The following is a 17,756-nucleotide window of genomic DNA, read 5'->3' as shown; positions in this document are numbered from 1 at the left end:
TGCCTTACCAGTTCGGCATCAGCGTCAACGGCGGGGCCTTGAGCGCCTCCAGCTGGTCGTGCAGGGTCGCTATCTGCTGGCGCCAGTAGTGGTCGGTATTGAACCAGGGGAAGTGACGGGGGAAGGCGGGATCCTCCCAGCGCCTTGCCAGCCAGGCCATGTAGTGGACGATGCGCATGGCCCGCAGCGGCTCAATCAAGGCCAGTTCGCGCGGGTCGAACTCCATGAACTCCTCATAGCCGGCCAGCAGGGTGTCGAGCTGGATTAACTGCTCGTGGCGCTCGCCGCTCAGCATCATCCAGAGATCCTGGATGGCGGGGCCGGTGCGGCAGTCGTCGAGATCGACGAACATGGGGCCATCACGCCACAGTATGTTGCCGGGGTGACAGTCACCGTGCAGGGAGATCCGCGCCACGTCCAGGCTCATGGCATCGCACACGTGCCGGATCAGCTCGTCAAGCACCCCGAAGAAGGGCTTGGCCAGGCCACTCGGCACCCACTCTCCGGCCGCCAGCAGCTGACGCGGCTCGTGCAGCATGCTCTCCACATCCAGCGGAACGCGATGGTGGAAGGAGTGACTGGCCCCGACCCTGTGGATGCGACCGAGATAGCGCCCCACCCACTCCAGCTGGTCGAGGTTGTCCACCTCGAACTGACGGCCACCCACGCTCTGCCAGATGGCGAAGGGATAGCCCTGATGTTCCAGCAGGGTTTCGCCATCAAACGCGATGGGGGCGGCAACCGGGATCTCCGTCTCACACAGGCGAGCGGCAAACTCATGCTCCTCGAGGATCTGGGCCCGGCTCCAGCGACCTGGGCGGTAGAACTTCACCACGTAGCGGCGACGCTCTTCATCCTGAAACTGGTAGACCCGGTTTTCGTAACTGTTGAGCTCGATGAGGCCGGAGTCGATGCGCAGGCCGCTGAGATCGATCGCATCCATGATGAGGTCGGGATTGAGGTCGGAATAGTTGAAACGCATGTCATCCACCATGAGAAAGGGGCGCTGTTGCGCCCCATTCTATCACTACTCGCCCCCATGGCGGGTCAATGCTCCCCGCCATTTGTCGCGTCTGTCATCATAACCGGCTGATAAACTTGCTGGGCTGGCGCAGGGTGCCCTTGCTGTCGTCCGGCGCGGCCCCTTCCCGCTTGAGTACGAACTGGACATCCAGGGTCGGCCGCTTCAGGTTGAAGGGATCCACCGCCAGGCTCACCGGCAGGGTGAAGATCTCCCCTGGTTTGAGAGTCACTTCCCGCGGGCCGAACCACTGGTGCTCCGGCAACCCTTCCACATCCAGCTGATAGGTCTGGGATTGCAAGGTCTTGTTGAGGATCTTCAGGGTATAGGTGTTCTCGATGAGCCCCTCGCTGTTCTCCCGGAACAGCTGGTTGCGATCCCGCAGTATGTCGAGCCCCATGGGCATGATGGACATGGCGTTGTAGACGAAGACCCCCAGCATGATGACCATCACCAGGCCATAGCCGAGCAGCTTGGGTCTGGCCACATGGGTCTGGTTGTGGGCCAGCTTGTGCTCGGTGGTGTAGCTGATCAGCCCCTTCGGATAACCCATCCGATCCATGGTCTGATCGCAGGCATCGACGCAGGCGCCGCAGTTGATGCACTCGTACTGCAGGCCGTCGCGGATGTCGATGCCGGTCGGGCAGACCTGCACGCAGAGATCGCAGTCGATGCAGTCCCCCAGCCCCAGCGCCTTGGGATCGGCCTTGCGGCCACGGGCACCACGGGTCTCGCCGCGCTTGGTGTCGTAGCCGACTATGTAGGTGTCCTTGTCGAACATGGCGGACTGGAAGCGGGCATAGGGGCACATGTGGATGCACATGATGGCGCGCATCCAGCCGGCGTTGCCGTAGGTACAGGCGGCGAAGAAGATCACCCAGAAGATGACCCAGCCACTCGCCTGCAGGGTGAAGAAGTCAGGCACCAGCTGGAACACATCCTGGAAGTAGGCGACGAAGGTGAGGCCGGTGCCGAGCGACAGCAGGAGCCAGGCCAGGTGCTTGGTCCCCTTGCGAGCCAGCTTCTCGCCACTCCAGGGGGCGGCATCCAGCTTGCGGCGCTTGTTGGCGGCGCCTTCCAGCTTCTCCTCGAACCAGATGAACATGAAGGTCCACACCGTCTGGGGGCAGAGATAGCCGCACCAGACCCGGCCGAGGAAGGTGGTGACGAAGAAGAGGGCGAAGGCGGCGATCATGAAGACCCAGGCCAGCAGGGTCAGATCCTGCGGCCAGATGGTGGCGCCGAAGACATGGAACTGCTGGTGCTCCAGATCGAACAGCACCGCCTGGCGGCCGTCGTAACGCAGCCAGGGCAAGGCGACGAAGAGGACGACGAAGAACCAGCCCATGACCTTGCGCACCCGCTGCCAGTAGCCGGTCTGGGACCTGACGTAGATGCGGTTGCCGGGATTGAACCTGTCATCGCCCGCCTTGAACGTGTTGGGATTGAAGGTCCCGGTGACGTCGCCGGTCACATCCTTGATATCGATCTTGTCCTGGTCGGCCATTGCAGCACATAGCTCCACTCATATTGTTATGAAGGCGATTATATCTTAAACAACCTGCTAATTGTGTGGGTTAAATGTATCTATAGTTCGAGTGCCGTCGCAATTTCAGGCAACAAAAAAGGCCCATAGCCAGTTGACTATGGGCCTTTTTGGAGATTCTCTTGAAACCTTCCTCTTGCGGCAACCCGGTGGTCGGGTTACTTGATGCCGCGGGCCTTGAGCAGGGCTTCCTTGAAGTCAGGAACATGATCCTTGGCCAGACCCGGGATCATCGCCTGCTTGTCGGATTCGCGCATCTTGAGGTGATAGATCAGCATGTCGTCGGTCAGCTCGGACAGGGCGCCCTCATAGCCGGCCTCCGCCGCCAGTTTGGCGATGAATTGCACCAGGCTGAGATCCTGCTCCTTGATCCAGGCGGGCTGCAGCAGCTCAAGCAGCTCTTCGATACGATGACATTGCATAGACGACCTCTTTAATCTGTCATGTGAAACTCAGGCAACCTTACCCATCAAGGCTACTTCGATACGATCCCGGCCATTATGCTTGGCCTGATAGAGGGCCGCATCCGCTTTTTGGATGAGCTCGGCGATGGAGTGGTGCTGATCCGGCACCAGGGTCGCCACCCCGAAGCTGCAGCTGACCCGGCCGGATACCCGGGACTTGTGGTGGGGAATGCCCAGGGTGCGCAGGGCCGTTTGCACCTGCTCGGCGATCTGCATGGCCCCCTGCAAGGTGGTACAGGGCAGCAGCAGGGCGAACTCCTCCCCGCCGTAACGGGCGGCCAGATCGTCCTCCCGCCGCAGCACCTCGGCCAGCAGGCTCGCCACCTGCTGCAGGCACTGGTCCCCCAGCTGATGGCCATAGTGATCGTTGAACTGCTTGAAGTAGTCCACATCCACCAGCACCAGAGAGAGGGGCGCCCTGGCCCTGTGACAGCGGCGCCAGGCCCGCGCCAGGGTGTCGTCCAGGTGAGCCCGGTTGGCGATGCCGGTCAGGCCGTCCAGACGGGAGGTGAGCTTGAGGTGCTCGGAGACCGCCTTGAGTTCGGCCACCAGATCGGCGTTGGAAAAACTGTGGTAGAGGGAGGCCACCTGATCCCGGCGCAACCGGCGCAGCAGGGTCGGCAAGAACACGAACAGGTAACCCGCCAGCATGCAGGAGACGATCCGCTCCTGCTCGTTGCCGCCGCTGAGTTCGAACAGCATGGCAAACCCGAGGGGCAGCACGGCCCCGTAGAGGGTGCGGCGACTGCCGAACAGCATGATGGCGCTGCCGGTGAGGATCAGGCTGGTGAGCATCATCATGGCGGCGCGGTAAGTGTCCGGCAGCCTGTCCATGTAGAGCAGCACGCCGAGGGCCCAGATGATGGAGGTGATGGTCACCCCGATGAAGAGCTCCCGCTCCAGCACCGGCAGCGGGAGCTCTGCCAGCCGGGGCTGACGCCAGCGCTGGTGCCACCAGCGTCCCAGCAACAGCAGGAAGACCAGACCAAGCCAGCCGAGCGCTTCTCCGACGGGCAGGTAGTCGTGGAACAGCAGGCTCCAGCTGATCGCCAGCAGCGCCAGACAAGGCAGGCTGAAGGAGGCGTGGGTATAGAGCTGGACCATGATGGCCCGCCGCACCTGGTGATTCACACTCTGGGTCAACTGGGTACTCCCTGTACAAGAGCCGCACAGTTTAACACTCACTTTTCCTGCTCAACAATCAATCGCCCGCTATTAAGCAGCCACTCAGCCCCTGATCCGCCGTGCGCCGTGCCGCTCCAGCCTGCCCGGGCTCACTCAGCCCTTCTCGAGCTCGTCGAGTATGGGGCACTGGGGATTCGCGTCCCCATGGCAGCACCCCACCACCTCCTCCAGGGAGCTGAGCATGGCCTGCAGACCGGCAATGCGGGCCCGCAGATCGACGATCTTCTCCTGGGCCAGCTTCTTCACCTGGGCGCTGGTCCTGTGCTCGTCCCGATAGAGCGCCAGCAGCTCCTGACACTCCTCCAGGTTGAAGCCGGTCTCCCGCGCCCGCTTGACGAAACGCAGCTCCCGCAGGGCGCCGTCTGTATAGCTGCGATAGCCGTTGTCGCTGCGCACCGGGGCCGAGATGAGGCCGATGCTCTCGTAGTAGCGGATGGTCTTGGCGGACAGCCCAGTGGCCTTGGCAACCTTGCTGATGTTCATGGGTGACTCCTTTTCGATTCAGATTGGCGCTGGCTGCCCGCCCTGGGCCGCCAGCGTTTCAATAACAGGGAATTGCTCAATACCGTGATGCTGCTCAGGGCCATGGCCGCCCCCGCCAGCTCGGGGCTGAGGTAACCCAGCGCCGCCAGCGGAATGCCGATGATGTTGAACACGAAGGCCCAGAACAGGTTCTGCTGTATGGTGCGCCAGGTGGCCGCCGAGATGTCGATGGCATCGGCCACCAAGCGAGGGTCAGATCGCATGAGAGTGATGGAGGCGGTTTCCATCGCCACATCCGAGCCTGAGCCCATGGCGATCCCCACATCCGCCGCCGCCAGTGCCGGGGCGTCGTTCACCCCGTCCCCCACCATGGCCACCAGCCCGCTGGTTTGCGCCCGCAGCGCCTCCACTTTCTCCACCTTGCCGGCGGGCAGCACGGAGTCAAAGGCCCCGTCCAGCCCCAGCTTGGCGGCGATATGGGCCACGGGCGCCGGGGCATCGCCGCTCACCAGCCAGCTGGCGATGCCGCGCTGGCGCAGGGTGGCGATGGCTTCCGGGCTCTCGGGCCTCAGGGTATCGGCCAGGGCGGCGATAGCCACCGCCACGCCGTCGATGGCGACCCAGACCCGGGTCGCCCCATCGGCGGCTTGTTCATCCTGTTGCGGCTGATCAATGCCCAGTTGGGCCAGCAGGGATCCATTGCCGATGGCCACCCTGTGACCCGCCACCTGACCGACTATGCCGGCACCGACCCGCACCTCCACGGCTTCGGGCTGGGGCAACGCGACCTCCTTGCCGACCGCCTCGCGCATGGCCAGCGCCAGCGGGTGCTCGCTCGCCTGTTGCAGGGCGGCGGCGAGGCGCAGCTGTTCGTCGGTGCCGCTCCAGCTCGCCAGCACGGGCCTGCCCTGGGTGAGGGTGCCTGTCTTGTCAAAAATCAGCGCCTTGATGGCGTGGGCCTTCTGCAGGGTATCCACATCCTTGATCAGAATGCCGTGGCGAGCCGCCACCCCGGTGCCGGTGACGATGGCGGCCGGGGTCGCCAGCCCCAGGGCGCAGGGGCAGGCGATCACCAGCACGGCGACGGCGGCCAGCAGCGCCTGACCGAAGTCGTTGCTGTAGGCATACCAGGCCAGCAGGGTGAACAGGGCGATGGCCATCACCACCGGCACGAAGATGGCGGAGACCCTGTCCACCAGCTGCTGCAATGGTGCCTTGCCCATCTGGGCGCGCTCCACCAGGGCGATGATCTTGTTGAGGCTGGAGTCCTCCCCCACGGTGGTGGCCTCGATCTCCAGCACACCGGAGCGATTGATGGCACCGCCCAGCACGGCATCCCCCAGCGCACGCGGCACCGGCAGGCTCTCGCCGGTGAGAATGGATTCATCCAGCTCGCTCTCACCACTCAGGATCTTGCCGTCCACCGGCACCCGCTCCCCCACCAGCACCCGCAGCCTGTCGCCGCGCAGCACCTCGTCGATGGCGACGCTCTGCCAGGCCTGGCCGCGCCAGACGGTGGCGGTGTCCGGCCGCAGCGCCATCAGCTCGCGAATGGCGGACTGGGTACTGCGCCGGGCTCTCGCCTCCAACAATTTCCCGAGTGAAATGAGCGTGATGATGATGGCGCTCGCCTCGAAATAGAGCTGACCGCTGGCGGCCACGCCTAAGGTCAGCAACAGATAGAGGCTGTAGAAGTAGGCGGCACTGGTGCCGGTCACCACCAGCACATCCATGTTGGCGGCGCGGTTCTTGAGGGCGAGCCAGGCGCCGCGATAGAAGCGGGCCCCGATCCAGAACTGCACCGGGGTGGCGAGCACCAGCTCCAGCCAGGCGGGTAGATGCCAGGGCAACAGGCCGGCCATGGCGACCATGCCCACCAGCAGCGGCAGGGTGAGCAGGGCCGAAATAACAACCTGAGTCAGCGCCTGGCGGGCGGCGGCGGCCTCCTGCGCCTCACGGGCCAGCAACTGTTGGCGGCGAGCACTGGCAGAGCCTTGCGCCAGCTGGGCACCGAAGCCAAGGGCTTCTATATGCTCACGCAACGAGGCCGGGGTCTGCATCCCCGGCACCAGCAGGATGCGGGCCTGCTCGAGGGAAAAATTCACCTCGGCCGAGAGCACGCCGGGCAGCGCAGCCAGCATCTTGTTCAGCCGCGCCGAACAACCGGCGCAGGTCATGCCGCTGATCTGGAAGGAGATCGTCTCATGGCCGTAGCCATAGCCCTGCGCGGCTATGCTGTCCAGCACAGCGGGCAGGCGATCGCTGCTGGCAAGCTCGATGGCCGCCTGCTCCAGCGCGAAGTTGACGCTGGCCTGCACCCCGTCGAGCTGATTGAGGGCGGCGGTGATGCGGCTGGCGCAGTTGGCACAGCTCATGCCGCTGAGCGGCAACTGAAGATGAATGGGATCTTGAATCTGGGTAGTCATGCTGTTCCTCCTCGGAACCCATCGGCCAAACTGGCTGCCGACCGCTAAACCCTAACCTTTACTGTAAGGGCAAGCTCAAGCGGGCACACCGACTTTTGTGCAAATAAAAAAACGGCGCCTATTGGCGCCGTTGATGCAGTTGATGCAGTTGATGCAGTTGGCAGCATGCCGATCTGCTCCCTTCTCCCCTCGCGGGAGAAGGGCCGGGGATGAGGGAACCGGGTCGTCAGATGCCGTACTGGGCGCGATAAGCCTGCATGGCCGCCAGTTGCTCGGCCAGCGCGGGCTGCTCTGCCTGCTTCTCTTCCAGATACTGGATCAGATCGCTCATCTGGATGATGGCAATGATGTGGGCGCCGTAGTCACGCTCCACTTCCTGGATGGCGGAGAGCTCACCCTTGCCCTTCTCCTGACGGTCCAGAGCGATCAGCACCCCAGCCAGGGAGGCGCCATTGGCCTGGATCAGATCCATGGATTCGCGGATGGCGGTCCCGGCGGTGATGACGTCGTCCACCAGCATGATGCGTCCCTTGAGCGGGCTACCCACCAGATTGCCGCCTTCGCCGTGATCCTTGGCCTCCTTGCGGTTGAAGCACCAGGGCACGTCCACGTCGTGCTGCTCCACCAGCTGCACCGCGGTGGCGGAGGCGATGGGGATCCCCTTGTAGGCCGGGCCAAACAGCACGTCGAATTCGATGCCGGCATCCATCAGGGCGGCGGCATAGAAGCGGCCGAGGCGGGCCAGATCGCGGCCGCTGTTGAACAGGCCGGCGTTGAAGAAGTAGGGGCTCTTGCGGCCGGATTTCAGGGTGAACTCACCGAATTTGAGAACCTGTTTCTCCAGGGCGAACTCGATAAATTGACGCTGGTAGGCTTTCATTCTGGCTCCTTGCTTGGCTTGTCGTTTACTGGTCTGTGGGTATAAAAAAACGCGGTCAATGCCGCGTTTTTCAAATCAGAAATTCAAGAGAGCGCCTGCTTCTGCAGCGCTATGATGTCGTCGATGCCGCCCTTGGCGAGCGCCAGCATCGCCAGCAGCTCCTCGTGGGTGAAAGGCTCGGCCTCGGCGGTGCCCTGCACCTCTATGATGCGGCCGTCTTCGGTCATCACCACGTTCATGTCGGTCTCGGCGGCGGAATCTTCCACATACTCCAGATCGCAGATGGCTTCGCCCTGATACATACCGACGGAGACCGCCGCGATCATCTGCTTGAGCGGGCTCTGCTTGAGCATGCCCTTCTCGACCATCCAGTTCAGCGCATCCACCAGGGCCACGCAGGCACCGGTGATGGCGGCGGTGCGGGTGCCGCCGTCGGCCTGCAGCACGTCACAATCCACAGTGATGGAGTGTTCGCCCAGGGCGGTCAGGTCCACGGCGGCACGCAGGGAGCGGGCTATCAGTCGGGAGATCTCCAGGGTGCGACCGCTCTGCTTGCCGGCGGCCGCCTCGCGGTTCATGCGCGAATGGGTGGAGCGCGGCAGCATGCCGTACTCGGCGGTGACCCAGCCCTGGCCCTTGCCTTTCAGGAAGCGCGGCACGCTGGTGTCGACGCTGGCGGTGCACAGCACGCGGGTGTGGCCGAACTCCACCAGCACAGAGCCTTCCGCATGCTTGGTGAAGTTGCGGGTGATGGTAACCGGGCGCACTTGCGCGGCACTGCGATCGCTGGGACGGGACATGGGACTGACCTCTGGGCTGGCTGAATTGGCGCAGGAGTATAAGCGATCACCACTCAAATATCAGCCGCTAAAACCACGCTGTCGGCTGACGGGGCAAGCCTGGCTGAGTATACTGGCCGCACACTTCATCAAGCCCGGAACAATCAATGATTCACAGCATGACCGCCTACGCCCGCAAGGAATTCAAGGGCGACTGGGGCACAGCCGTTTGGGAAATTCGTTCGGTCAACCAGCGCTATCTGGAAACCTATATCCGCCTGCCGGAGCAACTGCGCAGCCTGGAGCCGGTCCTGCGTGAGCGTTTCCGTGCCAAGCTGCAGCGCGGCAAGGTGGAGTGCAACCTGAGGTTCGAGGCGGCCCAAGCCGCCGCCAGCCAGCTGCATATCAATGAAGAGCTGGCCAGGCTCATCATCGACAGCGCCAACTGGGTGATGAAAGAGGCGGGCCAGGGCCAACTCAACCCGGTGGACGTGCTGCGCTGGCCGGGTGTCATGGCCGCCGCCGAGCAGGACATGGACGCGGTCGCCACCGAGCTGCTCGGCGGTTTCGATCTGACCATGGAAGATTTCCTCGCCTCCCGCGCCAGCGAAGGGGCCAACCTCAAGGCACTGATCCAGCAGCGTCTGGACGGCATCCAGGTGGAAGTGAAGAAGGTGCGCGAGCACCTCCCGCAGATCATCGAGTGGCAGCGCCAGAAGCTCACCGACCGCCTGGCCGAAGCCAAGGTGGAGCTGGATCCCGCCCGCATCGAGCAGGAGATCGTGCTGCTGGCCCAGAAGATCGACGTGGCCGAAGAGCTGGATCGCCTGGAGATGCACATCGGCGAGACCATCAAGATCATGAAGAAGGGGGGCGCCTGCGGCCGTCGTCTCGACTTCATGATGCAGGAGTTCAACCGCGAGTCGAACACCCTGGGTTCCAAGTCCATCAACGCCGAGGTGACCCAGTCCGCCGTCGAGCTGAAGGTCCTCATCGAGCAGATGCGCGAGCAAATTCAAAACATCGAGTGATCCCCCTCATCGATGCACCAGCCCCCGCCATGCGGGGGCTTTTTTATGTCATATCCCCAGTGTGATCAACGGCATGGCCCCAGTCGGGCCGCTTGTGGCAAGATAGGTGATTGCCTTTCACCGAGTCCCTGCTCGCCATGAATCAACCCAGTTATGAAGCCATGATGCCTGCGATGCTCAAGGTGCTGGCCGATGGCCATTCCCGCCCCCTCAGGGAAGTGTTCGAGCGGGTTTGCCAACACTATGCCTTCACCTCGGAACAGCTGGCCGCGACCCTGCCAGGCGGCCGCCAGACCAAGGTTCGTAGCCGGGTAGGCTGGGCCAAGACCTATCTGGTCAAGGCTGGACTGATTGAGAAGCCCATCGCCCTGATCGACGGCCCACGTCTCGCCGCCCTGATGATCGAATACGGGGTCGGCGTCACCACCCGCCAGCCCCTCACCATCAAGACCCTGGATTCGGATTACTTTCTGGAAGATTGACCATGACCGAGAGCAGCAACTTCTATTTCCTTCAAGCCCATGCCCCCATTCTGCTTGAGCTGGCACAGGGTGCTGAACGGGCATTCGCCGGTGATCCCAACACGACCCTGGTCAAGTTGCGTCAACTGAGTGAAGCCTTGGCCCAAGATATTGCAATGCGCTGTGGCATTGCCGCCCAGCCGCAGACCACACAGGCCGAACTGCTCTATCTGGTTGGCCGTGAGTTGTCGCTGGATCCGATAGTGATGAACCTGTTCCATGGGCTGCGCAAGGCGGGTAATCATGCGGTGCATCAGTTCAAGACCCGTCACAAGGAGGCCCTGGCCGGGCTCAAAGTCGCTCGAGACCTGGCGGTCTGGTACCACCGTTTCTTTGGCAAGGGGAGCGAGCATTTCAAACCAGAGCCCTTTATCGTCCCCAAAGATCCCAGCGCCGAACTGCGTCAATTGCAGGAGCAGATAGCCAGACTCAAGGACGAGCTCACCAACACCAGCAGCCAGCTCGACCAGAATCAGGAGCTGGCCGAGTTGCTGACGCGGGAGAAAAGGGAGTATCAGGAGCTGGCTGAACTGATGGACAGTGAGGCCAGAGAGCTTGCCTCCCAGGCCAAGACTCACCAACAGGCGCTCGCTGCCCAGCAGCAGGAGTTCGAACGCCGCCTTGCCGAGTTGCAACATCAATTGCAGCAGCAGAGCGAAGAGGCCAGGAAGCAGGCGGCCCTTGCTCTGCAAGGGTTTGCCAGCAAGGCCAGACGGATCACAGATACCCTAGTGCTCGACGAAGCCAGCACCCGCCTTTATATCGACCTTCAATTGCAGGATGCGGGCTGGGAGGCTGACTCCGAGCAACTCGATTACCGCAAGGGTGTGCATCCACAAAAGGGGCGCAACATGGCCATTGCCGAATGGCCAACCGAGCATAATGGGGAGAGGGGCCGTGCCGATTACGTGCTCTTTATCGGCCTGATGCCGGTCGCCGCCGTAGAGGCGAAAAAGATGAACACCAATGTGGCAGGCAAGATCCCTCAGGCGGGGCGCTACAGCAAGGGGTTTGCCCTGTCAGGTTTGATGGCCAGCCCCTGGGCGCTGGAGGGGCGCGCATCCCCCTGGCCCGATGGTCAAGGTGAACAGTATCAGCTCCCCTACCTCTACTCCTGCAACGGTCGCCCCTTTGTCAAACAGCTGGCCGAGCAATCCGGCATCTGGTTTCGCGATGCCCGCCACCCGAGCAATCTCGCCCGCGCACTGCAAGAGTTCCACTCGCCGGAGGGGCTGCTGGATCTGCTCAAACGCAGCCGCGAACAAGCGGAGCAGACACTCAAGCAAGAGGGTTTTGGTTACCTCAAAGTGAGACCCTATCAGCAGAAAGCCATCGAGGCGGTGGAATCTGCGCTGGAGCGCGATCAACGCAACTGTCTGCTGGCCATGGCGACGGGGACGGGCAAGACCCGCACCATCATTGGTCTGATGTATCGCTTCCTCAAGGCAGAGCGTTTTCGCCGCATCCTCTTTCTGGTGGACAGGACAGCACTCGGCGGCCAAGCCCTGGATGCGTTCAAAGATGCTCGCCTCGAACAAAACCAGACCCTGTGGTCTGCCTACACCATCGCAGAGCTCGGAGACATGGCGGCGCAAGCCGAGACTCGCATTCAGGTCGCCACCGTGCAGGCCATGGTCAAACGTATCTTCGCCAGTGATAACCGACCGCCGATCGATGAGTTCGACTGCATCATAGTGGACGAAGCCCACCGGGGTTACGCCCTGGATCAGGAGATGACCGAAGGGGAGCTCTCCACCCGCGATGCGGCGCAATATCTGTCGAGCTACCGCCGGGTGCTCGACTACTTCGATGCGGTCAAGATTGGCCTCACCGCCACCCCGGCAAAACACACCAGCGAGATTTTCGGCAAGCCGGTCTACCTCTACTCCTACCGCGAGGCGGTGGCCGATGACTGGCTGATCGACCACGAATCGCCGATCCGATTCCAGACCGAGCTGACCGAGCATGGCATCAACTTCAGCAAGGGCGAGAGGGTGACCGCCATTGACACCCGTACCGGCGAGATTGAGACCGCGGAGCTGGAAGACGATCTCAATTTCGAGGTGGATGCCTTCAACAAGCGGGTAATCAACGAATCCTTCAATCAGGTCATCTGTCAGGCGCTGGCCAGTGAGCTGGATCCTCTTGGCGAAGAGAAGACCATGATCTTCTGCGCCACCGACAACCATGCCGACATGGTCAAGCGGCTGCTGGATGCCGAGTTCAAAGCCCTCTACGGCGAAAACTATAACCAGGAGGCGGTCGCCAAGATCACCGGCAAGAGTGACAAGGTGAGCACTCTGATCAGCCGCTACAAGAACGAACGCTACCCCAATATCGCCATCACGGTGGACCTGCTTACCACCGGCATCGACGTGCCGCGCATCTGCAACCTGGTCTTTATGCGTCGGGTCAAGTCACGGATCCTCTATGAGCAGATGATGGGGCGGGCCACCCGTCGCTGCGACGACATAGGCAAGACGGTGTTTCGCATCTATGACCCGGTGGATATCTATGCCGCGCTGGCCGAGGTCAATACCATGCAACCCCTGGTCAAGAACCCCGATATCACCCTGGCACAGCTGGTCGGTGAGCTGTGCGATGAACAGTGTCTGGAGCAAGCCCTCAACGTGGCGGGAGACGAGCCGGGCCAGAGTCAGGCTGACACCATCTTGAGTCAGCTCAGCCAGAAGGTGATGCGGGTGCTGCGCAAGGCCGAAGGCAAGGCGGATCGCTACCCGGCCTTGAAGCAGAAGCTGGCCGAACTGGGGGAAGAATGGGGTATTGAGCCGGGTAAGCTGCATCAGCACCTCCATCAGCTAGGGCCAAGGCAGGCCAGCCACTTTTTGCGCCAGCACGCCACCCTGCTGGGCGAACTGGCGCAGGTGGAGGAGTTGATCGGCAGCGAATATCGGCCGGTGATTTCAGATCATCAAGACAGGCTCACCCTGCGCGAGCAGAGCTACGGCGCCTATGGCAGGCCAGAGGATTATCTGGATGGCTTCGCCGACTTTATCCGTCAGCAGGTCAACAGCAATGCCGCGCTGATGGCGGTGGTCAATGCCCCGCGCAACCTCTCCCGGGCCCAGCTCAAGGAGGTCAAGCTGCTGCTCGACGGCGCCGGTTTCAAGGAGGCCAACCTGCAGAGTGCCTGGCGCAGCCAGACCAATCAGGACATTGCCGCCAGCATCATAGGCCATATTCGCCGCGCCGCCCTTGGTGAGCCGCTCATCCCCTATAGCGAACGGGTACGGCTGGCGATGGAGCAGATCTACCGCAGCCAGGGCTGGACGCCCATCCAGCGCAAGTGGCTGGACAGGCTAGCCAGGCAGCTGGTGCACGAGGTGATCGTCGATCGCGACTTTATCAACGAGCGCTTCGCCGATGATGGCGGCGCCAAGCGGTTAGACGGTCTGCTCGGCAAGCAGCTCGATCAACTGCTGGACCAGCTTGGTGACGCGCTCTGGCAAGTTGCCTGACAAACGGCAGCAGCCCCGACAGATATAGAAAAGGGCTCCTTTTATCTATGTTGGTCGTGATATGTATAGAAAATTAAAATTTCTATACATACAATCGCCGCCATACACAGAAAAGGGGACTTTCTATGCCCATCACCCCGCTGCCGCTGGTCAATATCGCCGAGCTCGAGAGCCGCGCCGTGCTCAAGAAGAGCGCCGAGGCTCACCGCTATCTTGCCGAACTCAAAGGGGTAGCGGCCAGCATCCCCAACGAGGGGATCCTCATCAATACCCTGTCCCTGCAAGAGGCAAAAAACAGCTCGGAGATCGAGAACATCATCACCACCCAGGATGATCTCTACCGCGCCAACCTGTTTGAAGAGGCGGTCAATCCAGCCACCAAAGAGGTGCAGGATTATGCCGCCGCCCTCAAGCAGGGCTTTGCCACCGTGCGCCATCAGCAGCTGATCCGGCTGGCCGACATTCTGGCGGTGCAGCAATTCTTGGAAAGAAACCGCGCCGGCTTGCGTCGTCTGCCCGGCACCGATCTCAAGAATGCCCGTACCGGCGAGGTGATCTATACCCCGCCCCAGCATGCAGACGAGATAGCAGCCCTGATGGACAATCTGGTGCGCTATATCAATGACGACCAGCTGTGTGATGCCGACCCCCTGGTCAAGATGGCCATCATCCACCACCAGTTCGAGAGCATTCACCCCTTCTATGACGGCAATGGCCGCACCGGCCGCATCCTCAACCTGCTCTACCTGGTGGCTCAGGGGCTGCTCAACCTGCCGGTGCTCTACCTGAGTCGTTACTTTATCCAGGACAAGGGGCGCTACTACCGCGAACTGCAAGCGGTGCGCGATACCGGTGACTGGGAGCCCTGGCTGCTCTACATGCTCGACGCGGTGATCGACACGGCCCAGAGCACCATGGCGCTCATCACCGGCATCAAGGAGCTGATGGCCAGCTACAAGCAGGGCATCCGCGAACAACTGCCCAAGATCTACAGTCAGGATCTGCTCAACAACCTCTTCAACCACCCCTACACCAAGATCGACTTTGTCATGGGCGATCTCGGGGTGACCCGCATCACCGCCACCCGCTATCTGGATCTGCTGGTCGAACAGCAATTCTTGCAAAAACAGAAGATTGGTCGCGGCAACTACTACATCAACCAGCCCCTGTGCGCCCTCCTGGCCGCCCACAGCTGATCACCGGAATACCCATGCGCAACAACGATATCGTTCAAAAACTGTGGAACCTGTGCGACGTCCTGCGTGACGACGGCATCAACTACTCCGACTATGTCACCGAGCTGGTGCTGCTGCTCTTTATCAAGATGGTGCACGAGAACGAGGAGGCGGGCATTCTGGCCGCCCACACCCTGCCCGAGCATTGCCGCTGGCCAGAGCTTGCCAATCGCTCCGGCCTCAACCTGCTCAACCACTATCGCCAGATGCTGGTGGATCTCTCCAAAGACCAGGATCCCCTGATCGCCGCCATCTATGCCGATGCCCAGACCCGGCTGCGCGAGCCGCGCCATCTGGAGCAGATGATCAAGACCCTCGATCAGATCGACTGGTTCAGCGCCAAGCAGGATGGCCTGGGGGATCTCTATGAAGGGCTGCTGGAGAAAAACGCCGGCGAAACCAAATCCGGCGCCGGCCAATACTTCACTCCGCGCGCCCTGATCAACAGCATGGTGCGCTGCCTCCAGCCCAAGGCGGGGGAAGTGATTCAGGATCCGGCCGCCGGCACCGCCGGTTTTCTCATCGCGGCCGACCAGTACATCAAGAGCCAGCCGGACTATGACGACTTGACGCTGCAACAGGTACGCTTCCAGAAGCAGAAAGCCTTTATCGGGGTCGAGCTGGTGCCCAATACCCGCCGCCTCGCCCTGATGAACTGCCTGCTGCACGGCATGGAAGGGGATGAAGAGGGGGTGGTGCACCTTGGCAACGCCCTGGGACAGGCGGGTGCCGCGCTGCCCAAGGTCGATATCATCCTCGCCAACCCGCCCTTTGGCACCAGCAAGGGGGGCGAGGCCAGCAATACCCGCGACGATCTCACCTACAAGACCAGCAACAAGCAGCTCGCCTTCTTGCAGCATATCTATCGTGGCCTCAAGCCCGGTGGCCGCGCCGCCGTGGTGCTGCCCGACAACGTGCTGTTTGAAGCCGGGGTCGGCACCGAGGTGCGCCGTGACCTGATGGACAAGTGCAACCTGCACACCCTCTTGCGTCTGCCCACCGGCATCTTCTACGCCCCGGGGGTCAAGACCAATGTGCTCTTCTTCCAGAAGGGCAGCGCCAGCGACCCCTATCAGCAGGAGGGCTGCACCCAGGCAGTCTGGGTCTATGACCTGCGCACCAATATGCCGAGCTTTGGCAAGCGCACCCCCTTTGGCAATGCCGCCATTGGCTTTACCGATGCCGAGTTCGGCACAGATCCCCATCTGGGCCCCTTTGAGCAGGTATTTGGTGCCAACCCCAATGGCACCGGTCTGCGCACGGAAGGGGAATACAGTTTCGGCGTAGAAAAAGTCGAGCTGGCCGAGGATGCCGCGAACCAGAACACAGACCCCGAGCTGGCTCGCAGCCGCTGGCGCTGCTTTGACCGGGAGTGGATCCGTGACCACAAGGGGGATTCGCTGGATATCAGCTGGCTCAAGGATAAAGACAGCGTCGATACCGCCGATCTGCCCGAGCCGCTGGAACTGGCCAATGAGGCCAAAGAAGAGTTGGAAGCGGCGCTGGCCGAGTTGCAGGAATTGGTTAAGGCGCTGGAGGGGATGGAATAATGACAGCCTCCACAATCCCAGAAACTTGGTTGCATATTACTCTTGGCGATGTTGCTCGAGTGAGTAGCGGTATGGGTTTCCCTCACAAATATCAGGGTAAGCAAGAAGGGATATATCCTGTTTATAAAGTTGGCGATATATCCAACGCTGTTATCAACCACAAAGGAAATGCATTTCTCGCAGGGAGTTACGTGGGAGAGCTGGAGGCTAAGGAACTTAAGGGAGAAGTCTTCAGTGAAGGGGTCACGCTATTCGCAAAAATAGGGGAAGCAATAAAATTAAATCGCAGATCATTTGTTATGAGGGCAGGATTGGCCGATAATAATGTGATGGCGGTAATACCTGAAAAGATCATATCAAAGCGATTTATATATCACTTCATGCACACTGTGGATTTGACTGATGCTTCTAGGTCTACAACAGTGCCATCAATTAGAAAAGGTGATATTGAATGTTTACCTTTAAATATTCCGTCACAAGCAGAGCAAAAGGAGATTGCTGACCGACTTGATACATTGCTGGCTCAGGTGGAGGCCACTCAAGCCCGTCTGGCCAGAATCCCTGATATTATCAAGCAATTCCGTCAATCCGTGCTCGCTGCTGCGGTGAGTGGAAAGCTAACTGCAGAGTGGCTTGTAACTCAATCATCATTAACTGAAGTTGCTGAATTTCAGAATGGTTTTGCGTTCAAAAGTGAATGGTTTGAAAAAACGGGGAAGTACCAAGTAATAAAATTGGGAAATATTAGAGATGGATTTTTGGCTTTAGATAATTCGCCAGCATATGTATCTACTACCGTTGCAAAGGAATTCTCAAAATTCACACCAAGCACTGGCGATACACTTTTGAGTATGACTGGAACACGCCTTAAGAAAGATTATGGGTTTGGCTGCTTGATAATTAATGAAAAAAACCTATTAATCAACCAGCGAGTAGGAAGATTTATTCCTAATCGTAAAGTCGTATTGCCAGCATATTTAAATATTTTTGTTCGTTCAGATGAATTTAGGAGCCAATTCTTTGAGGGAGAAACTGGGGGGGTAAATCAGGGCGAGATCGTGAACATTTTGTTAAAAATTAAAAATAGTTTTTTGCCTACAAAACAAATACTTATAGGCCTGTGATATGCAGTTAACTTTATAGTCAGGATCGCCTT

Annotated in this window: 14 protein-coding genes; 6 read left to right on the top strand and 8 right to left on the bottom strand. The window is 60.6% G+C overall.

The genetic code is table 11. The features are described from left to right. Nucleotides 1-4: 4 nt before the first annotated feature. The 8 genes from ACB030_RS08585 to rph all read right to left on the bottom strand — a co-directional run bounded on the left by ACB030_RS08585 (nt 5) and on the right by rph (nt 8,805). Nucleotides 5-994: a serine/threonine protein kinase gene (locus tag ACB030_RS08585; RefSeq protein WP_371159060.1), complete on the bottom strand. Its 990-nt coding sequence runs from the start codon at nt 992-994 to the stop codon at nt 5-7. Nucleotides 995-1,079: 85 nt separating this feature from the next. Further along, the gene (ccoG, locus tag ACB030_RS08580) at nt 1,080-2,528 is read right to left on the bottom strand and encodes a cytochrome c oxidase accessory protein CcoG (protein ID WP_371159058.1); all 1,449 of its coding nucleotides are present in this window, start codon (nt 2,526-2,528) and stop codon (nt 1,080-1,082) included. A gap of 197 nt (nt 2,529-2,725) precedes the next feature. Beyond that, nucleotides 2,726-2,989, bottom strand: a complete 264-nt coding sequence (locus ACB030_RS08575) for a YihD family protein (RefSeq protein ID WP_025328759.1) — start codon at nt 2,987-2,989, stop codon at nt 2,726-2,728. A gap of 30 nt (nt 2,990-3,019) precedes the next feature. Beyond that, the gene (locus ACB030_RS08570) at nt 3,020-4,174 is read right to left on the bottom strand and encodes a diguanylate cyclase domain-containing protein (protein WP_371159056.1); all 1,155 of its coding nucleotides are present in this window, start codon (nt 4,172-4,174) and stop codon (nt 3,020-3,022) included. Between the two features lie 135 nt (nt 4,175-4,309). After that, a complete protein-coding gene (gene cueR, locus ACB030_RS08565; RefSeq protein ID WP_005323722.1) occupies nt 4,310-4,699 on the bottom strand; it encodes a Cu(I)-responsive transcriptional regulator in 390 nt (129 codons plus the stop codon). Then, entirely contained in the window at nt 4,696-7,125 is a 2,430-nt protein-coding gene (locus ACB030_RS08560; protein WP_371159053.1) for a heavy metal translocating P-type ATPase, read from the bottom strand. Before ACB030_RS08560 ends, cueR begins: the two co-directional genes overlap by 4 nt. Nucleotides 7,126-7,351: 226 nt before the next feature. After that, complete coding sequence (pyrE, locus tag ACB030_RS08555; protein WP_265421894.1) at nt 7,352-8,005, bottom strand: orotate phosphoribosyltransferase; 654 nt, start codon at nt 8,003-8,005, stop codon at nt 7,352-7,354. Nucleotides 8,006-8,088: 83 nt separating this feature from the next. Then, on the bottom strand, nt 8,089-8,805 hold the full coding sequence (gene rph / locus ACB030_RS08550; protein ID WP_025328763.1) for a ribonuclease PH: 717 nt from the start codon (nt 8,803-8,805) through the stop codon (nt 8,089-8,091). Between the two features lie 146 nt (nt 8,806-8,951). Here rph and ACB030_RS08545 point away from each other — a divergent pair, with 146 nt between their 5' ends. The 6 genes from ACB030_RS08545 (at nt 8,952) to ACB030_RS08520 (ending at nt 17,724) form a co-directional block, all read left to right on the top strand. Then, entirely contained in the window at nt 8,952-9,815 is an 864-nt protein-coding gene (locus ACB030_RS08545; protein WP_319913881.1) for a YicC/YloC family endoribonuclease, read from the top strand. A gap of 110 nt (nt 9,816-9,925) precedes the next feature. After that, complete coding sequence (locus ACB030_RS08540) at nt 9,926-10,297, top strand: winged helix-turn-helix domain-containing protein (RefSeq protein ID WP_371159050.1); 372 nt, start codon at nt 9,926-9,928, stop codon at nt 10,295-10,297. A gap of 2 nt (nt 10,298-10,299) precedes the next feature. Continuing rightward, nucleotides 10,300-13,815, top strand: a complete 3,516-nt coding sequence (gene hsdR, locus ACB030_RS08535; protein WP_371159048.1) for a type I restriction-modification system endonuclease — start codon at nt 10,300-10,302, stop codon at nt 13,813-13,815. A 125-nt stretch (nt 13,816-13,940) separates the two neighbouring features. Continuing rightward, the gene (locus ACB030_RS08530; protein ID WP_371159046.1) at nt 13,941-15,011 is read left to right on the top strand and encodes a Fic family protein; all 1,071 of its coding nucleotides are present in this window, start codon (nt 13,941-13,943) and stop codon (nt 15,009-15,011) included. A 14-nt stretch (nt 15,012-15,025) separates the two neighbouring features. Further along, on the top strand, nt 15,026-16,600 hold the full coding sequence (locus ACB030_RS08525) for an N-6 DNA methylase (protein WP_371159044.1): 1,575 nt from the start codon (nt 15,026-15,028) through the stop codon (nt 16,598-16,600). Continuing rightward, nucleotides 16,600-17,724 carry a restriction endonuclease subunit S gene (locus tag ACB030_RS08520; protein WP_371159042.1) on the top strand — a complete coding sequence of 375 codons (1,125 nt, stop codon included), beginning with the start codon at nt 16,600-16,602 and terminating at the stop codon, nt 17,722-17,724. Before ACB030_RS08525 ends, ACB030_RS08520 begins: the two co-directional genes overlap by 1 nt. The last annotated feature ends 32 nt before the right edge of the window (nt 17,725-17,756 follow it).

The organism is Aeromonas sp. S16(2024) (genome assembly GCF_041403065.1).
In the GTDB taxonomy this organism is placed as follows: Bacteria; Pseudomonadota; Gammaproteobacteria; order Enterobacterales; family Aeromonadaceae; genus Aeromonas.
The sequence above is the reverse complement of the archived record's forward strand: the minus strand, read 5'-3'. Positions and strand labels throughout refer to the sequence as shown.

Excerpts from the sequence above, each read along its gene's own strand:
- ACB030_RS08525 (WP_371159044.1), top strand. The coding sequence starts at position 15,026 with ATGCGCAACAACGATATCGTTCAAAAACTGTGGAACCTGTGCGACGTC.
- ACB030_RS08520 (WP_371159042.1), top strand. The coding sequence starts at position 16,600 with ATGACAGCCTCCACAATCCCAGAAACTTGGTTGCATATTACTCTTGGC.
- ACB030_RS08585 (WP_371159060.1), bottom strand. The coding sequence starts at position 994 with ATGGTGGATGACATGCGTTTCAACTATTCCGACCTCAATCCCGACCTC.
- cueR (WP_005323722.1), bottom strand. The coding sequence starts at position 4,699 with ATGAACATCAGCAAGGTTGCCAAGGCCACTGGGCTGTCCGCCAAGACC.
- hsdR (WP_371159048.1), top strand. The coding sequence starts at position 10,300 with ATGACCGAGAGCAGCAACTTCTATTTCCTTCAAGCCCATGCCCCCATT.
- ACB030_RS08560 (WP_371159053.1), bottom strand. The coding sequence starts at position 7,125 with ATGACTACCCAGATTCAAGATCCCATTCATCTTCAGTTGCCGCTCAGC.
- pyrE (WP_265421894.1), bottom strand. The coding sequence starts at position 8,005 with ATGAAAGCCTACCAGCGTCAATTTATCGAGTTCGCCCTGGAGAAACAG.
- ACB030_RS08575 (WP_025328759.1), bottom strand. The coding sequence starts at position 2,989 with ATGCAATGTCATCGTATCGAAGAGCTGCTTGAGCTGCTGCAGCCCGCC.
- rph (WP_025328763.1), bottom strand. The coding sequence starts at position 8,805 with ATGTCCCGTCCCAGCGATCGCAGTGCCGCGCAAGTGCGCCCGGTTACC.
- ACB030_RS08530 (WP_371159046.1), top strand. The coding sequence starts at position 13,941 with ATGCCCATCACCCCGCTGCCGCTGGTCAATATCGCCGAGCTCGAGAGC.
- ccoG (WP_371159058.1), bottom strand. The coding sequence starts at position 2,528 with ATGGCCGACCAGGACAAGATCGATATCAAGGATGTGACCGGCGACGTC.
- ACB030_RS08545 (WP_319913881.1), top strand. The coding sequence starts at position 8,952 with ATGATTCACAGCATGACCGCCTACGCCCGCAAGGAATTCAAGGGCGAC.